This is a genomic window from Paenibacillus sp. NMA1017 (assembly GCF_058895805.1).
The window spans coordinates 60424-78220 of the sequence record NZ_JBZXYR010000013.1 but is presented as its reverse complement, the minus strand read 5'-3'; the positions used below and the strand labels follow the sequence as shown (position 1 = coordinate 78220).

The 17797-nt window shown below is 41.5% G+C and carries 17 protein-coding genes and 4 pseudogenes; 9 read left to right on the top strand and 12 right to left on the bottom strand.

The features are described from left to right. Positions 1-6 precede the first annotated feature (6 nt). Positions 7-743 (top strand): annotated as a pseudogene (locus AC5ELV_RS22975) (hypothetical protein). Positions 744-832: 89 nt separating this feature from the next. After that, positions 833-1045 (top strand): annotated as a pseudogene (locus tag AC5ELV_RS22970) (DMT family transporter); the annotation flags it as partial. Between the two features lie 186 nt (positions 1046-1231). On the opposite strand, the gene mle reads toward AC5ELV_RS22970, so the two are convergent. From mle to AC5ELV_RS22955, 3 genes and pseudogenes are all read right to left on the bottom strand, one after another. Beyond that, positions 1232-2074 (bottom strand): alpha/beta fold macrolide esterase, encoded by an 843-nt coding sequence (mle, locus tag AC5ELV_RS22965; RefSeq protein ID WP_493432030.1) that lies wholly within the window; start codon positions 2072-2074, stop codon positions 1232-1234. 131 nt (positions 2075-2205) lie between these two features. Then, complete coding sequence (locus AC5ELV_RS22960) at positions 2206-2574, bottom strand: hypothetical protein (protein WP_493432029.1); 369 nt, start codon at positions 2572-2574, stop codon at positions 2206-2208. Positions 2575-2706: 132 nt separating this feature from the next. Further along, positions 2707-2964, bottom strand: a pseudogene (locus AC5ELV_RS22955) (helix-turn-helix domain-containing protein); the annotation flags it as partial. Between the two features lie 130 nt (positions 2965-3094). Here AC5ELV_RS22955 and AC5ELV_RS22950 point away from each other — a divergent pair. Genes AC5ELV_RS22950 through AC5ELV_RS22935 form a run of 4 tightly spaced genes read left to right on the top strand, consistent with a single transcriptional unit; the run spans position 3095 to position 7092 of the window. Next, the gene (locus tag AC5ELV_RS22950) at positions 3095-4522 is read left to right on the top strand and encodes a spore germination protein (protein WP_493432028.1); all 1428 of its coding nucleotides are present in this window, start codon (positions 3095-3097) and stop codon (positions 4520-4522) included. 14 nt (positions 4523-4536) lie between these two features. Then, positions 4537-5745, top strand: coding sequence for a Ger(x)C family spore germination protein (locus tag AC5ELV_RS22945; protein WP_493432027.1), 1209 nt, complete (start codon positions 4537-4539; stop codon positions 5743-5745). A gap of 6 nt (positions 5746-5751) precedes the next feature. After that, the gene (locus tag AC5ELV_RS22940) at positions 5752-5979 is read left to right on the top strand and encodes a hypothetical protein (RefSeq protein WP_493432026.1); all 228 of its coding nucleotides are present in this window, start codon (positions 5752-5754) and stop codon (positions 5977-5979) included. 12 nt (positions 5980-5991) lie between these two features. Then, positions 5992-7092: a GerAB/ArcD/ProY family transporter gene (locus tag AC5ELV_RS22935; protein ID WP_493432025.1), complete on the top strand. Its 1101-nt coding sequence runs from the start codon at positions 5992-5994 to the stop codon at positions 7090-7092. Positions 7093-7146: 54 nt separating this feature from the next. Here the strand turns inward: AC5ELV_RS22935 and AC5ELV_RS22930 are convergent, their stop codons facing one another. Both AC5ELV_RS22930 and AC5ELV_RS22925 read right to left on the bottom strand, forming a co-directional pair. Next, positions 7147-7839: a pseudouridine synthase gene (locus AC5ELV_RS22930; protein WP_493432024.1), complete on the bottom strand. Its 693-nt coding sequence runs from the start codon at positions 7837-7839 to the stop codon at positions 7147-7149. 115 nt (positions 7840-7954) lie between these two features. After that, positions 7955-8152 carry a DUF3934 family protein gene (locus AC5ELV_RS22925; protein ID WP_493432023.1) on the bottom strand — a complete coding sequence of 66 codons (198 nt, stop codon included), beginning with the start codon at positions 8150-8152 and terminating at the stop codon, positions 7955-7957. Positions 8153-8361: 209 nt separating this feature from the next. Here AC5ELV_RS22925 and AC5ELV_RS22920 point away from each other — a divergent pair, with 209 nt between their 5' ends. After that, positions 8362-8790 carry a VOC family protein gene (locus tag AC5ELV_RS22920; RefSeq protein ID WP_493432022.1) on the top strand — a complete coding sequence of 143 codons (429 nt, stop codon included), beginning with the start codon at positions 8362-8364 and terminating at the stop codon, positions 8788-8790. A gap of 100 nt (positions 8791-8890) precedes the next feature. On the opposite strand, the gene AC5ELV_RS22915 is transcribed toward AC5ELV_RS22920, so the two are convergent. Further along, positions 8891-9262 (bottom strand): winged helix-turn-helix transcriptional regulator, encoded by a 372-nt coding sequence (locus AC5ELV_RS22915; RefSeq protein WP_493432021.1) that lies wholly within the window; start codon positions 9260-9262, stop codon positions 8891-8893. Between the two features lie 234 nt (positions 9263-9496). Here AC5ELV_RS22915 and AC5ELV_RS22910 point away from each other — a divergent pair, with 234 nt between their 5' ends. Continuing rightward, positions 9497-10072: an NAD(P)H oxidoreductase gene (locus AC5ELV_RS22910; protein WP_493432020.1), complete on the top strand. Its 576-nt coding sequence runs from the start codon at positions 9497-9499 to the stop codon at positions 10070-10072. Positions 10073-10235: 163 nt separating this feature from the next. Here the strand turns inward: AC5ELV_RS22910 and AC5ELV_RS22905 are convergent, their stop codons facing one another. From AC5ELV_RS22905 to AC5ELV_RS22890, 4 genes are all read right to left on the bottom strand, one after another. Then, positions 10236-11243 carry a FecCD family ABC transporter permease gene (locus AC5ELV_RS22905; RefSeq protein ID WP_493432019.1) on the bottom strand — a complete coding sequence of 336 codons (1008 nt, stop codon included), beginning with the start codon at positions 11241-11243 and terminating at the stop codon, positions 10236-10238. Then, positions 11240-12265 carry a FecCD family ABC transporter permease gene (locus tag AC5ELV_RS22900; protein ID WP_493432018.1) on the bottom strand — a complete coding sequence of 342 codons (1026 nt, stop codon included), beginning with the start codon at positions 12263-12265 and terminating at the stop codon, positions 11240-11242. Before AC5ELV_RS22900 ends, AC5ELV_RS22905 begins: the two co-directional genes overlap by 4 nt. A gap of 33 nt (positions 12266-12298) precedes the next feature. Next, positions 12299-13282: an ABC transporter substrate-binding protein gene (locus AC5ELV_RS22895; protein ID WP_493432017.1), complete on the bottom strand. Its 984-nt coding sequence runs from the start codon at positions 13280-13282 to the stop codon at positions 12299-12301. Between the two features lie 132 nt (positions 13283-13414). Beyond that, entirely contained in the window at positions 13415-13864 is a 450-nt protein-coding gene (locus AC5ELV_RS22890; RefSeq protein ID WP_493432016.1) for an Imm63 family immunity protein, read from the bottom strand. Positions 13865-13896: 32 nt separating this feature from the next. On the opposite strand from AC5ELV_RS22890, the pseudogene AC5ELV_RS22885 reads away from it, so the two are divergent. Beyond that, positions 13897-14332: pseudogene (locus AC5ELV_RS22885) on the top strand (hypothetical protein). 49 nt (positions 14333-14381) lie between these two features. Here the strand turns inward: AC5ELV_RS22885 and AC5ELV_RS22880 are convergent. Together AC5ELV_RS22880 and AC5ELV_RS22875 are read right to left on the bottom strand one after the other, a co-directional pair. Continuing rightward, positions 14382-15302 carry an aminoglycoside phosphotransferase family protein gene (locus AC5ELV_RS22880; RefSeq protein ID WP_493432015.1) on the bottom strand — a complete coding sequence of 307 codons (921 nt, stop codon included), beginning with the start codon at positions 15300-15302 and terminating at the stop codon, positions 14382-14384. A gap of 191 nt (positions 15303-15493) precedes the next feature. Continuing rightward, a complete protein-coding gene (locus tag AC5ELV_RS22875) occupies positions 15494-17515 on the bottom strand; it encodes an oxidoreductase (protein ID WP_493432014.1) in 2022 nt (673 codons plus the stop codon). Positions 17516-17797 lie beyond the last annotated feature (282 nt).

The window sequence follows — 17797 nt, the reverse complement described above, 5'->3', positions numbered from 1 at the left end:
ATTTATATGAAAATTTGTATCGACGGAAAAAACATTACAAACGAACAATTGACAGAATGGAAAAGAAAACGTGTAAAAAAGTTTTTAAAGTATTAAATTATAAAAGTGCCGAAATAAATAATCCAGATAAGATAAGTGAACAGCTAGCCGAAATTAAAATGGGCTACTCATATCAAGAAATGTATAACAAATTGGAATCTAAATTGAAATTAAGCGAAATAATTATGCGTATGGGCGCTGCTTTATCTGGAAATAGACGGAAATTTTCTCGAACAGAAATCTATTTAGATGGAATTACAGCTGAAGAAGCAACAAAGGGCATAGACAATCTTATGTTAAATCAATCAGATAAAAACAATCGGGTGAATTTATCGGCTTGTCCTGACCACTATGTATTAAGACCTTTAGGAAAAAATGAACTTGAAGTAATTGAGACGACTGGAAATTCTCCGTTACCTGTTCAGTTTTTTATTGTTTTTGATGATGAAACAGGGTTACAAACACCTAGAGATCATTCTTATGAATATCAATCAGTAGGTGTTGCTCGTCTGAAAGATGGCACAGTTATCGGAGGAGTTCGCCACCAAATTAAAGATACAAAAACGGGGATAAAAGTTAAGCTTTCCGTGGAATTTCCTGCACTTGCTCCTACAAGCATTATCAAACCACATCAAATGCATTTAGCATGTGAATTTTCTTATTGGCTACAATGGATAAAGAATCAAAAAAAAATAACGACATAGCATCCTTGAATTTAAACAATACAGTCATTTTAAAATTTTTTTTAAGTTTTGAGATAGAATTGAAATAGGCTAAACCGGAAGTGATTTTAATGTTTGCAATATTTCTAGCTATAAGTTTTGGAGCTGTTTTTGCTGTACAAACAGCCATTAATGCTCAATTAAGAAAGTTCGTGATTTCCCCTTTTTTAGCTTCAATGATCTCATTCATTGTAGGGGGAGTATTCTTAACTATTACACTATTAGTTAGTGGTTCACCAATAGGTATTCCATTAGACTTATTCTTTAGCCAACCTATTTATATATGTATAACCCCTTATTTGCTTTTACTAATTACCTAACGAAAAACGTTAGTTGAACGAGGAATGGCAAAGAGTAAAACGATACTACATTATACTGAGCCAAGTTATAGAAACAGCGGCAGCCATGGACGGGAAAACTAAGTCCTAGACTGCCGCTGTTTTATTCAACTCTCCTATACATCAGTTGACCTAATTGTGTTTCGAAGTGTGTTTTGAAATAGACTCGATTATTAAATCCCAATCGTTGAAGTGAAGCTCATGTCCGGCACCTTCCAATGTCAGTAAAACCGCACCTGGAATTTCGTTAGCAAGATTTTTTCCGTGTTCATAAGGGATAATCGGGTCTTCAGTACCGTGTATCACCAGAGTGGGTACGTTTATCTCACCAGTCCTAGCCAGATAGGATTCTCCACCTGACAGCATTGCGTGATTGTTCATGCTGGCCATCTTGTTGCTTCTTTTCCATTCTTCTTTTGCTAATTTATAAACTTTATTCTCATCGAAAGGGTGTTTTGAACCTACTAGAATTCTTGATCTACCTATCACAAAATCGACCACCGATTGTTCGTTCGTCCAATCTATTGCCTCCATATTCGAGAAATAGTCCGTAACCTTTTCCTCCATCGGTGGAAGATCGGGAGCAAAATTGGACGTTGCTAAAAGGGTAACGGTTAGAACTCTGTCTGGATGTCGCAGAGCTATCATTTGAGTCAGCATTCCGCCCATAGACATCCCTACGATATGCACTTGCTTAATCTTATAAGCATCCAACACTCGAACAGCATCATCTGCCATGTCTTCGAAAGTATAGTCCGGTTGCCCAGGTTCATAGGTTGTAGAACGTCCAACATCTCGGTTATCATAGCGAACGACAAAGCGACCTGTAGCTGCTAAACGCTGGCAGAATTCTTCCTCCCACCAAACCAGTGAGGATTGAGCGCCCATAATCAGTAATATTGCCGGGTTAACTTGCTTTCCGAAACTGTCAGTACAAATTACTATCCCATCGCTTTTTATGAGTAGTTCATTCATGTAGAAGAATTCCTCCCCTCAATGATATGTAAACAAAAAAAACACCGAATATTACCTTTATCACTTATCCCCATAAAGTACTTTCAGTACCCCTGCCTTAGGCAGACAGAAATTACCGATCTACTCGGTCGCTAGTTTAAGATATTTTCTTGCAAGAAATTCAGAAAATTCCTTTGCATAGAGCCAAGCGGAAGAATTTTTCTCATTATACTAAACCTCCAATGCTGCCCATTGATGTTAAATGACCATATTACAGAAGACAGGAGTCCAGAATGATATTTTTGCTCTTGTAAATCAGCTACTTCAAATTCAACTTTTTGTACTACTTTAGTGGAAAATAGATTGAGGAAAAGCATAATAATCCGATCATTATTTAGAAGTAATATAGCTCGACTTGTATAAGCCGAAAAGCTTTGTGGAGTTGAATAGCAGACAAGCATGTCAGATTCTTTATGAGGTTCTGCTAGCTTATCGATCGATTTTTTTGTAATGAATAGCATGATCAAATACCTCTCTATTTGGATGTTTAAATTGACAGAAAAGAATATCCGTCAAAAATATTATACTACACAAGTAAACTATTCCAAAAAAGGATAGTTATCTGTAGCCTGTTTAAACATACTCCCTCCTCCTCACTTTAGATGTGACATATACTCAAATGCTGTTGTCCCATAGACGCTTTTAAAGTGTTTATTTAAATGAGTTAAATCCACATAACCACATTCTGCTACTGCTGAATAAATATCTTTATTTTTTTCTATTAACTGCTTTGCACGTTCGATCTTGCTGTTAAGAAAGTATTGGTATGGTGGAATTCCAGTATGAGCATTGAATAATCGGATAAACTGAAATTTCGATAAATTAAGCTCTTTACATATCACGTCAAGTTTACTTTTCCTCATCATACAAAACCTTCAAAGAAAGAGAATAGAGATGTCATGGACCTTGCCGACAACGAGCAGGATTATTGTGGTATTATTTCGGATTATTGTTAATACTACGTATCTGAGGAGGGGAACAATGAAGTTACATACCAAATTTTCAAGACAATTATGCCGGAATATCGATCTCATTTGTGACTTCATGGGAAACAGTTCGGATTTTGTTGTTCGTGAGATCACGACTGGCCATAAGCATGCCGCTCTTTTTTATTTGGACGGAATGACTGACATGCAAAAGGTGCAGGACAACGTGATCCGTCCGTTGCATGATCGTGTCTCCTCTGACGAGATCACTTTACCGTTATTGAAAAACGCAATTCTGGACATTGGTGAAGCAAGCTTCACTCAAAACTTTGAAGATGCCTTGGATCAGATCCTCTCAGGTGGTCTTCTCCTACTATTGGACGATACGGATGAAGGATTGGTCATTTCTTTGCCTGGATGGGAAGAACGCAGCATTTCGGACTCGAAGACACAGCCAGTGGTCAGAGGTCCGCAAGAGTCGTTTACAGAAACTTTACGTACGAATACGACTATGGTTCGTCGAAGGGTGAAGGATACAAGAGTACGTCTAACTACCATAAAAGTTGGCGAAAAAACCAAGACCGATATATCGGTCATGTATTTACATGAGGTCGCTGACCCAAAAAAGGTGCAGAATATGATATCCAAGTTAAAGAACATGCATGTAGAAGGCGTGCTTGAAAGCGAATATTTGGAAGAATGTCTCCATGAAGAGAAACAACTCACGATATTTCCGCTCTTTTATAATTCTGATCGCCCAGACTCTATTGCAGCAGGAATTATGGAGGGGAAAATTGCGATCTTTGTGGATGGATCTCCCTTCGCCATCCTTGCACCTGCAGTGTTTGTAGATTTTATTCAATCTGCAGAAGATTATTATCAATCCTTTGTTTACAGCAGTATCATTCGAATATTAAGGTACATCTGCCTGGCAATCTGTATGTTGGCTCCGGCCATTTATGTCGCATTAACGACATTCCATCAGGATATGATTCCAACAGTTTTGTTATTAAGCTTATCCGCGCAACGTGAAGGAGTACCGTTTCCAGCATTTATTGAGGCGATGATCATGGAAGTGGTTTTTGAAATTCTGAGGGAGGCAGGTCTTCGTATGCCACGGACGGTCGGTCAAGCCGTTTCTATTGTCGGGTCAATAGTGATCGGCCAGGCAGCCGTAGAAGCAAACATCGTTTCGGCTGTTATGGTCATTGTTGTTGCAATAACTGCCATTTCGAGCTTTGTCATTCCCTCGTACACTTTTGCAATTCCAATTCGGATATTACGTTTCGCTTTCATAGGCATAGCCGCTATGTTTGGTGTGTACGGATTGACTGTTGGTATTCTCATGCTCTTTGTGCATCTGAATGGGCTTCATTCATTCGGTGTACCATATTTGAGCCCCTTTGCCAATTACAAATCGTCGGAGCAGAGGGACGCCATATTGCGTTTTCCATATAGAACTAAAAAACATCGCAAAAACTAAAGGAGTAGGCCATCATGAACTCGTATCGATCCACCATTTTATTACTGTTTATGTGCATCTGGCTAATGGTGTTTCTTACGGGTTGCTGGAACAGTAAGGAATTGAGCGCAATTTCCGTCGTGATGGCTCTGGGCATTGATGCAGTTGATGACCAATATGAAGTCAGTTTACAAGTGGTTGACCCATCGAAAATGTCTCAGAATTCCCCCATGGAACGGACGCCAACGATCATTTTTTCCAAACGCGCCGATACCATATTTGAAGCTATTCGAAAATTAACAACGGAATCCTCCCGAAAAATGTATATGTCTCACTTAAAGTTTGTCATTTTTGATGAGAAAACGGCAAAAAAAGGAATCAAGGAGCCACTGGACTTTCTATTCCGTGATCATGAAGTTCGGCCTGATTTCTATTTGGCCGTTGTAAGAGGAAACTCGGCAAAGGAGGCCGTTACTTTTGTAGCTCCAACCGAGGTCTTGCCTGCAATGGATATGTATAAGGCATTAAGGATTTCTGAAAAAGCATGGGCTCCAACTTCTGCAGTCAATGTAAAAGATCTTTTGCAGAAATTTACAGAGGATGGCATTGAACCGGTTCTCACTGGTATTCGACTGACAAACCTAGAAAAAGGTCTAACTATTGATAATGTGACAAAGTCGCCCCAACATGTTAAATATTTTTTTACTGGAATTGGTGTTTTCAAGGGCGACCGACTTATCGATTGGATGGATGATTCACAAAGTAAAGCCTTTACCTATATATCCAACCGTGTTTCCAGCACCGTAGCTTCCATTGATTGTCCGAATTCCAAAGGAAAATTTGTTGTTGAAGTAATCCGTTCCAAAGTAAAGATGCGTCCAGAAATAATAGACCATGAGCCGCATATTTCTCTTATTGTAGATACAGAATCCAACATCGGAACGGTCTCGTGCAATGCCAATCTTATGAATGAAGAGACATTTAGAGATCTTCAAAAATCAGCTAAAGAGCATCTGGAACAGTCTTTGAAGGAAGGCATTCGAAATGCACAACATATCGGTTCCGATATATTCGGGTTTGGAGAAGCTTTTCACCGCAAGTTCCCGCGTGAATGGCATAGATGGAAAGAGGATTGGTCACAAAAATTCCAAACGCTTAAAGTGGATATTCAGCTCAATTATCGTTTAGTCCGGTTCGGAGACATCACCAGTCCAATCGATATGGGACTACACAATCAGGAGTGAATGCATATGCTTTACGTGATTCTCGTAAGTTCCATTTTAACATCGTTGTATGAGTTTAAAAAATTTAAGGAGAAACACTATGTGCGTGAAATTGTATTCAGCGCAGTATTGTTAATTATAGGCGTTATATTGATTATCCTAAGGATCGCTAACATTGAACTGCCGACTCCACTGACGGGCATTCAAATCCTATTTCAACCGGTAAGCCGGTTACTTACAGAAATGTTATCTTAAGGGGGCTTTGGAGTGAATTCCAATTTGACCATTCGACAAGCTATTATGTGGTTTACATTATATCAAATAGGAAGCGCATATCTGGTACTTCCGGCGGCAATTACCACTGCCGCTAAACAAGATGCCTGGCTCTCCATCCCAATCTCCGTAGGTTTCCATCTCTTATTGATACCTTTATATGCCTCCATCGCTAGGCAAATACAGGGGAAATCTTTCGTAGAGCATCTCCGTTGCCTCTTCGGTCCCTTGGGCGGGACGATCAGCATCGTTTTCATTTTTTTCTTTCCCTTTCTTGTGTTCATCATGACGCTTCGAAATCTAGGCGACTTTATCTCGATAGCTATTATGCCGGAAACTCCCTCCGACGCGATATATTTCATCATGCTAATAGTCATTTATTTCGCCGTTCGATCAGGCCCTGCTGTAATTGGCCGTTGTGCGGAAATCCTGTTTTTTTTCCTTCTCGCTCTGTATCTTTTGGTCAGAATTACCCTCCTTCCTGATACCAACATAAATAATGTGCTTCCTATTTTCGAGTATGGTTTGAACCCTATCGTTCTCGCTTCGTTCAATTTGTTTGCCTTTCCCTACCTTGAAGCAATTCTATATCTTTTTTTTGCACAGTACATCCCCGATCCAAAAAAGTGGAGAAAGACAGTGATTACCTCTGCATTGATTAGCGGCGGCATGTATTTTTTCATGGTTCTACAAATAATCGCCGTGATGAGTGAAGGTGTTGTATCTAATTTGACGTTTCCTACTTATTTTATTAACCGAACAATCAGTAACGGAGAGTTTCTACAACGGTTTGAAATTGTCGTTGCCGTGTTCTGGTTTGTCACTATTTTTTTCCGACTCGCACTGCTTTTATATGTTTCAGCGCAAGGGCTTGCAGATGCTTTTCGTCTTCGAAGCGCTAACTCTCTCTTAGTTCCTCTAATCCTAATCGCAATGGCAATGGTTCATTCTATTTGGCCAAACATGCAATTTATAACCATGTTTTTTTCAGTATGGCCTTTTTACGCCATGATTTTCGGTATTGTATTTCCTATTGTGCTATGGCTGATGGGTAAGGTAGGCGGCTCGTTGAAATTACGTAAGAAGTATCACTAAAGTTGCGTTGGCTGTATGAGCATAAGGTCCTCAAATAAACTTTTGTTGTACTCCTTATTGCAATTTAGCAAGAAGCAACTCCAGTTCCTCCTTCTCAAGATGTCTCCATTGCCCCCGTTCCAGATGATCCAGTGTTATATTCATAATTCGAACACGCTCCAGCTTTAATACCCTGTATCCCAAAGCTTTGCACATTCTACGAATTTGCAAGTTCAGACCCTGTGTCAAAATAATCCGAAACTCGTATTCGCTCGTACGATCAACCTTGCACGGCTTAGTAACGACGTTCAATATCTCAACGCCACCCGACATGACCTGCGTAAACTCGTTTGTAACTGGTTTGTCTACAGTCACTACATATTCCTTCTCATGACCATGCTCGGAACGCATCATTTGATTGACAATGCTTCCATCGTTGGTTAATAGAATGAGTCCCTCTGAAGCTTTATCCAGTCTGCCAATGGCAAAAATACGTGAAGGATAATTGACATAACTAATAATATTGCCAGCCACCTGCTCCGCTGCGGTACAAACAATGCCTATAGGCTTATTCAGAGCCAAATATACAGGTTCATTACAGTTGGCTGGAATAACTTCTCCATCAATCAGCACGATATCCTGTGGCTGTACTTCTGCGCCCGCTTCACAAACATTTCCATTAATCGTAATTCGTCCTGCTGCAATCAGCCTGTTGGTTTCCCGACGTGAGCAAAATCCTGTCTCACTGATGTACTTGTTAATTCTCACGATTCACCTGCTTCTGATTATAATATGCGAGTTTAAGTAAGATAATTAAAAAAACACCTGATTGTTCTTGCTTAATCAGATGTTCGCCGTTTACGACAACTTATACTTTCCCGGCTTATTTACTACTGTTGCCGCCGCTTTTATTCCTTGTTGGTTTGGCAGTGCTGCTTTTTGTGCCACCTGCCGCTTTGCTCCCCGGTGCACTTGTAGAAGCGCTTTTTATCCTTACTGGCTTCGCAGTTTTGTTCCAGCGTGTCCAGCCCTTACTACCTGTACCTCTGCCGGTTCCGCCGCCTTTGCTTTTTCCACCCATATGATCACTCCATTACTAGTCGTTCAGATTTAACTAAGCTATCATACCATTACTTTGATCATCATGCCCAATTGTTTTAAAAATTGAACATGTTAAGCCGCAAATACTTTCGCAAAACGGATCTTATGGTATTTTTGTTTGTTTGCAGGTAAATAATGAAATAAGGTCGTTTAGTATGGAAAAATAATATTCTTGAAGGAGTGAAACACATGTCTGTTGATGTTTATTTTAACTTTAATGGAAACTGTCGTGAAGCAGCGGAGTTTTACGCAGAGGTTTTTGGGACTGAGAAACCTCAAATCATGACGTTTGGTGAAGCACCACCCAATCCCGATTATCCTCTACCAGAAGAAGCCAAAAATTTGGTCATGCACACGCGGCTTCAAATTGATGGTAGTAATGTCATGTTTTCAGACGTTTTTCCTGGTATGCCTTTCGTAGCCGGAAACAACATCAGCCTCGCCATCGTCAATAAGGACGAAGAGAAAATTCGATCGTACTTTCATAAATTAAAAGAAGGAGGAACCGTAAGCATGGAACTTCAAGAAACATTCTGGAGCAAATATTACGGTAGCCTTAAAGATAAGTTCGGAATTGAGTGGCAATTGAGCTATGATAACGGAATGACCGAAAGTTAGCCTTTTATATTATCATCGACAGTTAAGCCCTCGCAAGCTATTCTGATTGAATGCTTTGTGAGGGCTTAATATTAGCTTGAAGTTACTCTATACAGCAGCCTTAGAATTCTTCCAAGACCTTGGATTTGTCTCCATGGACCTTATCCAGGTGATCCTCTCCCCAGTAGCATAAATGGTCTAGCGCGGGTTTTAATCCCCAGCCGTAGTCCGTTAACTCATACTCCACTTTAGGAGGGATTTCATTATAAACCTTTCGTGTAACGATCTCATCCTTTTCTAGGCCTCTGAGCTGAGTAGTCAGCATTTTTTGTGTAATGCCGGGTATTAACCGACGAAACTCAGACGTTCGTTTCCGTCCTGTCATCAGATGGTAGATAATTAAAGGCTTCCATTTCCCTCCCATCACCTCTAAAGCCGCTTCCACTCCAACTTGATACTTCTTTTGAACCCTATTTTCCGTCTGTTCAGTCATTTCTTAATCCTCCTTTAGAAGGCTTCGTTTGCTCAGAACAACCCATCACTTCAATTCATTACTCAGATCAGTTTCTAGGGAATCTACCTAGGGCACTTCCATGTTCCTATGACACCTGTATCATCCTATAGAACTTAAAAGTGCGTACTTCCAGATTATTTTCCTACTGTATATAATAGCATCAAGCATTGAGCATTCCTAGAAGTAAGCTATTGAGAAAGGTAGTGAAGAGGCATGAAAGTATTAACCGTTGTTTCACACCCGAGAAAAGATTCCTTGACCTTTAAGGTTGCGGATCGTTTCGTACAGGGTCTTGCCGATGCAGGCCACGATTATGAGATATTGGATTTGCATGGGATTGGTTTTGATCCTATTTTAAAAGGAGTAGATGAACCGGATTTAACAGTTGCGGAACAGTCCTTTTCCCCTGAAGTAGAAATGGAAATAAGGCGGATGAAGGAGCATGATGCATTGGCATTTATTTTTCCACTTTGGTGGTGGAATTTGCCAGCTATGCTGAAGGGTTATATTGACCGTGTATGGAACAATGGGTTTGCGTACGGTTCGAATTACCTGCATCATCAGCATGTCTTGTGGATTGGCTTGGCCGGCGTTTCGAAGGAACAGCTGAAAAAGCGTAACTATGATGAAATGATTACTCATTTGCTGAATGTGGGTATTGCAGATTATTGCGGTGTTACCAATTCCAAGGTTGAATTCTTAGTTGAGACTCTGAGTTCAAATCCCAGTCATTTTGAAATACTGCTGGACCAAGCTTATCGCTTGGGTTTGAATTATGCCAAGGATTAGGCTTTATTTACAATCCCCCCCTTCAACACGAAGGCCGGAAATCCTAACAGAATGTGAGAAAGAATTGTTTTTCCGCAAGGAGACCTAAGTAGTAACAAAAAAAGATACTAACCTAGCCATTTTTTCCATGGACATGGTTAGCGTCTTTTTACTTATCGTACATTTAACTGGCTTTCGACAGCAAGTAAAGGAAATAAGGGGTAACCAGTATGGTGATAATAATTCCGGTTGGAATATCTGCACCAAAACTGATCGTCCGAGTAATTGTGTCAGCAATCAAAATGACGAGTGCACCAACTAATGCCGTCGTAGGTAGCAATAGCTTATGATTGGGCCCTACTAGCTTGCGCGCTAGATGGGGACTGACCATGCCTACAAAAAAGAAATTCCCGCCAAGTGCCACGCTACCAGAAGCAAGCGCAACGGCAGCAATCGTCAAGCCGATAAACTCCCTTTTAATCGCTACGCCGAGCCCCGATGCTGTCTGATTTCCCAAATTCAACGTATTGAGTGTGTTAGACCTGTAAAAAACGTAAAAGCAGATGATAAGTACCCAAGGGAGCAGCACCATAATATAGCTCCAGTCGTCCCCCCACAGGTCTCCAGCCTGCCATCGCAGAGCAAAGTCATATTGTTGCTTGTCTAGCCGGAGTGTCAACATCAGAGATAATGCGCTATAGCCACTGCCCATAGCTACACCAGTTAAAATTAAGCCTGTAGGCGAGATGTCTCTTCCCCGCCTGAAAGCAAACATAAAAATCAAAAATGCCGCCGTAAGGCCGCCTGCAAAAGCCAGCCCTGGAAGAAGAATAGGCGATAGCAATCCTTCACTAGCGAACAGCGTTATATACATAAGTACAAATAAACCCGAACCTGAGCTGATGCCGAGTGTCCCCGGGCTGGCCATGTCGTTTTTGAGCAAGCTTTGCATAATACAGCCTGATATCGCCATGCCAATACCTACCAATATGGAAAGCACAATACGTGGCAGTCGAAAGTCAAACACGATTAGGTTCTGTTTGCTCGTTCCTTCGCCAATGATAACCTTGAAAACTTCGAGTGGAGATAGGTTCATTTTCCCAACATTCATACTGAGTACAGCCACTAACAGCGTCAGCACTACTAACAGTAAAATAATGCTAATCCCCCTGGTATTACGGGACAGTTTCAACTAAACTCCCTCCTCTGCTTGCGCACAAGGTAGAGAAAATAGGGTACACCCACCAAGGCAAAAATAATGCCTAGGGGCGTTTCGTGAGGGCGATTGATCAGTCGTCCGAGTAAATCCGCCGCCAACAGAAAGACTGCTCCATACAGAGCTGAGGCCGGGATAATATACCGATAATCTGTTCCGACCAGATGGCGCATAATGTGTGGCACGATCAAACCAACGAAGCCAACAGGGCCGACCACAATAACCGATAACCCCGTTAGAATTAATACAATTAAGGTTGAAAACAGCTTAATCCTGTTCGCACGAATACCCAAGCCTGATGCCACATCCTCCCCGAAGCTCAAAATCGTAATTGAGGGAGAAAGCGCGATGGCACAGATCAAACCCACTACAAACAGTGGCGCAATGAAAGCCAATTCACCCCACTTGGCACTGGCTGTACCACCAGCAGACCAATAATCAAGGGCTTGGCCAATCTCATACTTAATAGCGATAAACGTACTAAACGCACCAAAAAGCATGGAGATGGACATTCCTGCCAGCACCAGTCGCTGAGGCGTCATTCCTCGCTTGCCTATGGATGCGATGTAATACGTAATGCCCGTAGTGATTGCTGCACCTAGGCAAGAATACAGCATGGTTTCTCCGTAGGTGCGACCAGGCAAAAAGGCCATACATAACGCAATAGCAAATGTCGAGCCTGAACTTATGCCAATGAGTCCCGAATCCGCTAGTGGATTGCGAGTGGTTCCCTGCATAATCGCCCCACACACAGCCAAGCTGCACCCTACGATGATATCTGCCACGGTGCGTGGAAAACGCAAGGTGTGAATAATCTGATGTTCCGTAATGTTGGGATCAAACTGAAATATTGCCCCCCACGCCAGCTTCAAGCTCATTTCCGCAGCACCAAAGGTAATAGATGCTGCGGTAACCACCAGAAGCAGGAACACGCCCACGATCATGTAGCTTACAAAATGAAATATTCCTTTTTTATTTGGTTCTTTGTGAGTAGACATCGATTACACCCTTAGTTGGTCAATTATGCATCGTTACTTCGTCTGTTCTAGCAATTTGCTAGTCATATAATCTAGCTGTCCCGTCATACTAGCAACGTCCGAATAATAGAACAGTCCTGCATATTTCGCTGGAATTTCGATGATATGTCCGTTTTTAACGGCTGGAATACTGCTCCAGATTTTTGTCTTCGCATATTCGGATTCCTTGCCCTCTTGCTTAAACCAAAGAACATAATCTCCAAAGTATTCAGCAGCTACCTCATAAGATAAAGAACCTCGACGCTCTCCGGAGCTTTTAACCAATGTGCTGAGCTTTTCCGGTTTGTGAAGTCCAAGATAATTGTAAAGCAACGTTCCTCCACGTGAGCCTGTTTCATAATAAATTCCGTAGGAACCACTGCCCCAGTCCTCGAAAATGCTAAACGTTTTGTCCTTGAATATGTCGGAATTTAGTTTTTCTTTGGCCTGACTCAACTTGCTTTCAAACTGTGAAATCACTTTATCCGCTTCTGCTTCATGTCCTGTGGCCTGACCAAGAAATTTCAAACGTTCTAGAGAGGTCATTTTATCCTCAGGTATCACAAGAACAGGCGCAATTTTAGACAGCTTATCATAATCCTTTGTATCATATGTAATGATGAGATCAGGATCATACTTCATAATTTCCTCAGTTTCCCACTTTTCAATATTGGGGATGTCGTTAAACTTATCGTAAAAAGGCATCGTTTCTTGTTTCCATCCCATGACTGCGGCCGGCTTAATCCCTAGTGTAAATACATCGCCAACATACCAGTTCACTACTACCCGTTGAGGATTAGCGGGCACCTTCACGTCTCCTTTTACCGTAGAGACTGTACGGGTATCAGAATCACTGCTTACCTCTTCCTTCGTGGACGACGCGGGTTTAGCAGATGAATCAGAGGAACTGCCAGCATTCCCACAACCTGAAATAACGAAAATCACTACGAATAGTGCACATAAAATCATGTGAAACTTCTTATTCATCATACGATGCATGTTGTAAATCTCCTTTGAAATATAGTAAGTGCAAAACATACTTAAAATTAGTGATATTGATAATCATTATCACTAATATAAAATTGTAAATTTTACCTCACTGATTGTCAACTGTTTCTTTAATTTTTTGTTTTACTTTAATGGGTTCTCCAGTACTCCTCTTCTATTCGTTTCATGCCATTCCTGATAGATTCCTCCAATTTCATAAAATGCTTTGTTCATTGCAGTTGTCAGCTCCTTCATGATCTCCTTAGTATATTTTAAATGAGTATTTATGTTATCGACTTTATATTTGCGAAGCAGATTCAGATGAGCAATGATGTGAATTGTATCTTCGATGATCCAATAAATCACATCCTCTTCCTCTTTCGTAAGCTTGTTCAGCATCTGTATGCCTCTTTCATACATCTGGAGCGTATAACCCCGCTTGCCCACTTGCACATACGGGCTCAGATCATCATAAAAATCTGTACGGAAAGGTCGTCTTACATATTGCTCATACTGCTCTTCATATATTGAAGTTTTTTCAAGCAGTTTAATCGTCATATCTATGAGTTCTTGTTCGCTGTATATTTTTTTCAACAGATTTTCCCTTCCCTTTCTCTACTAAATAAATTCAGGTCATATGGACGAAAGCATCGGCTATTCTATTGGTAGTGATATCCCTGACGTTCAATGGAACGTACGCGCTCGCAGCTTCAGCAACATCAACGTATATCGTTACGTTTCAACAAGCAACTTTGGTATCCAACGATCACGTAGGCAACGAATGGGCCATTGCTGCCCAGGTAGCTGGCCAATCCATTAGTGAAGGTAACAGCGTAAAGGTGAAGGTCAAATCGAGTGGCAGCATAAAGCTGTATGCATGCGTACGCTGAGGAACAAGACAAAATTCCTGATGAAGGCGAAGCCACCAAGAATATAAAGGTCTCCTCTGTTTCTGCCAAAGGTTCTACCGTTAAGTTAAAAGTGACGGTTACTGAAAACCGTGGACGTTACTCAGGTCATCAAGCCGTTTGGGAATTTACGTATAAAATTAAGAAACAATAATAGAATACTGAAAATAGACCGTCACTCCCAGGAGCGGCGGTCTTCGCTTTTACAAGTCGCAGTAACTGGGCACATACCATTTCGGTATATAGGTTTGAAAGTAATCATACGCTTCCAAAACCTCTTCAGCTCGCTGCACCATATCGTCTACCTCTTTTTTGCCAAATGGAATGGCCCAGTGAACCGATGAAAGCTGATTGCTTGCAATATACAGAGCCATTAATCTAAAAAATAAATCAGGTACATTGTTATCAAAATAACCGTGGATACGGCCCGAAGCGAATAAAGGACTTAATCCTGCGCACCAGGTAATTCTATTGAACTCCTCCCAAGGATCACCATAATCCATTCTATTAAAATCGATGATACCCAGTTCATCAGATGGGGTAACCACCATATTGCCCACATGATAATCCCCATGCTGAAAAGTCTGGGGACGATTTTCTAATAGATGACGGTTTTGCTCAATAAAGCTTATGGCTTGATCTGCTCCCTTTAAGGGAATACCGCATGACTTGTAGTTTGTAATATATCTGTTGATTTTGGCACTATAATGTTCAGCCCATGGAACTCGATCTTGCTCCGCATGAATCTCATGCATTTTTTTCAATGCATTTCCTGCTTGAACTCCGAGTCGATACTGTTGTGCTGCGGTTAACGTGGGGATCATCTCTTCAGCATCTTTCCCTTCGATCCAGGTGAACAGGGAATATACAGATTGACCATCATGACAAATCCCAAAATCAAGCGGCCGGGACATGAACAGATTCGCCACGTGATTCAGCTTTGTTATAGCTTCAAACTCGCGTTTCTTTTTATCATAATGAACCATATCCGCCATTCTTAGCAGCAAATCCCTGCCGTCAGTGGTTTGAATATAATATTTTTTGTCACTGGACCAGCCCCTATGAATCTCTTCCACCTTGCTCCACGTGCTGGAACCCGGTATTTCACTAAAGAGTTGATTCACGCTCATCCCCCCACGTTAAAATAGCCTTACTTACTATACATGCTTTCCATAGTTTACCTTTGAAATGACAGAGGAATCAATCTTCTTGCCAAGAAAAATTCAAATAAAAAAGGCTGAAAAGACAAGCTGTCTCTTCAACCTCAATATTTACTGAGTTGCCCTCGTGTATACCCATCACTTATATTGTCAAATCAGTAAGAATAAGAAAACTCATGTTTAAATTCGTCTACCCGTTGAATGGTTTTCAATATATTGCGACCTTCACGTGTGCCATCAATAATACGACGAGCTTGTTTACTATCCCCGATATTAATAACTTCTACTTGATGTTCTTTACCATATTCGAGCAAGCTGTCCAGCAGCGGACTGTATGAACGCATACCCAAGCATACGAATCCAAGGTCAAAATGAATCTCAAACTCCTGTTCTCCGTGCTTTACTTTGAAGCGGTCGCTACGCACTTCTGTCAAAGCTGTTTCCGTATGGACGTTTACTTCCCGCTCCTCTACCATTTTCATCATGGAAATCCGGGTAATCATATCCAGATCTTTACCCAGTAGCGGCATCATCTCAATGATGGAAACCTCTTGTGCTCCACGCTCTGCGTAATATTCGACGACATCCAGTCCCACAGCTCCGCCACCAACTACAGCAATGCGTTTACCTTCAAACTCCTGAAATTTCTCCATGTTGTGCAAAAGATCAAAGATGGAGAACACTTTTGTGCCTGGTTTGCCCAGTTGCTCATGCAAACCTGCAATGGGCGGAAGAAGTGGTGTGGCCCCCGTCGCATTGACAATAATATCAGGATTCAGGGCACTAATCATCGCCAAATCGGCTCGGGTCCCTGTTACAATATTCAGATTGGTTAACTGTTTGGTGCGTTGAATCAGGTAATCAGGGAAATCATTGATGCGTGTTTTGTCTGGCAAGCGGGCAATATCATGAGCCAAGCCGCCCAACTCTGGTTTCTCCTCAAAGAGGGTTACTTTGCAGCCTACTTCGGCTGCCGTACATGCTGCTTCCATCCCAGCGGTACCCCCACCGATCACAACAACTTGAACATTGTTTTTAACACGTTGTTTCCGGTATTCAGCTTCCTTGAACAGATCTGGATTTACCGTACAGCAAATCGGCTTACTTTTGGAGATACGGTGATCAGCACAACCAATGTTGCAAGAGATACATTTTCTAAGCAAATGTTCGTAGCCGTTTTGCACTTTAAGCACCCAGTTCGGTTCTGCAATCAAGCCTCTACCCATAGCCAAAAGATCCGCGTCACCTCTCTCCAAAATATCCTGCGCTGCCTGTGGACTTCGAATATTACCCGAGGTCATCGTGACCTTCCCGAATTTTTCTTTTACCGCTTTGGCCATATAAGAGCGCCAACCATCCGGCAGGTTCATTCCGTCAATCTGGAACTGGATGGAATCATTCAGAGCAGCAGAAACGTTCAGAATATCTACCTCATCATTAAGATACTCCAATAACTCGAGTGTATCTTCCAGGGTGTTCCCACCTTCTGTGAACTCTTCCGCGCTAAATCGTAAGCAAATAGGGAAAAATGGACCCACCACTGAACGAATTTCATCAATGACTAATCTGGCAAAACGGGTGCGGTTTTCTGCGCTGCCGCCAAATTCATCCGTGCGTTTATTATACATCGGCGAAAGAAACTGACTCAACAAGTAGGAGTGTCCCGCATGAATTTCAACACAGTCAAATCCTGCTCGTTGCGCTCTTCCTGCTGCTTCTCCGTATTTGCGCACAATGGCGTAAATTTCTTCTTTTTGCAGAGGTCTTGGAATGGCTCCGCCCTTTTTAGAAGGAATATTCGAAGAAGATACAGGCTGAACTCCGTTCAGTCGTCCCGCATAAGCCGAAGCACCCGCATGGTTAATTTGTACAGAAACACAAGCTCCATAAGAGTGCAGGGCTTCTGTTAATCTAAACAGTCCGGGAATAAACTGATCGTTATCCATACGCAGCTGGGTTGTTCCGTTTGTACCCATTGGGAAATCCAGACAAACATTTTCTACTGTTATCAAGCCGGTACCACCTTTGGCCCGTTGCACGTAATAGTCAATATGATCCTGAACAAAGCTTCCGTCCATGGCAGCAAAGTTAGTTCCCATCGGGGGCATAACAATCCGATTTTTCAAGGTCATGCGTCGTATGGTCAGAGGTTCAAAGATAGCAGGATAGTGGTTCATTGTTCTTCCTCCTTGCGAGTTTACAAATTTCATGTTCAAGCTTCCATTAAAGCATTCTCATATGTGATTTTTTTCACTTTTGGGAATATCGAGATGTTATTAAGTACGATCATTCCTTATGACTTGATTTTATATCATCTAATCCATAAATTCTAATGCTATTTTATGTAGTAAATCATAGTTTTAATCTATAGATTAACTGGAGTTAGACATAAAAAAGGAACAATCCTTTGAGGAATGTTCCTTTTGTGTGAAAAAATCATGCTTATATTCCGGACCCAC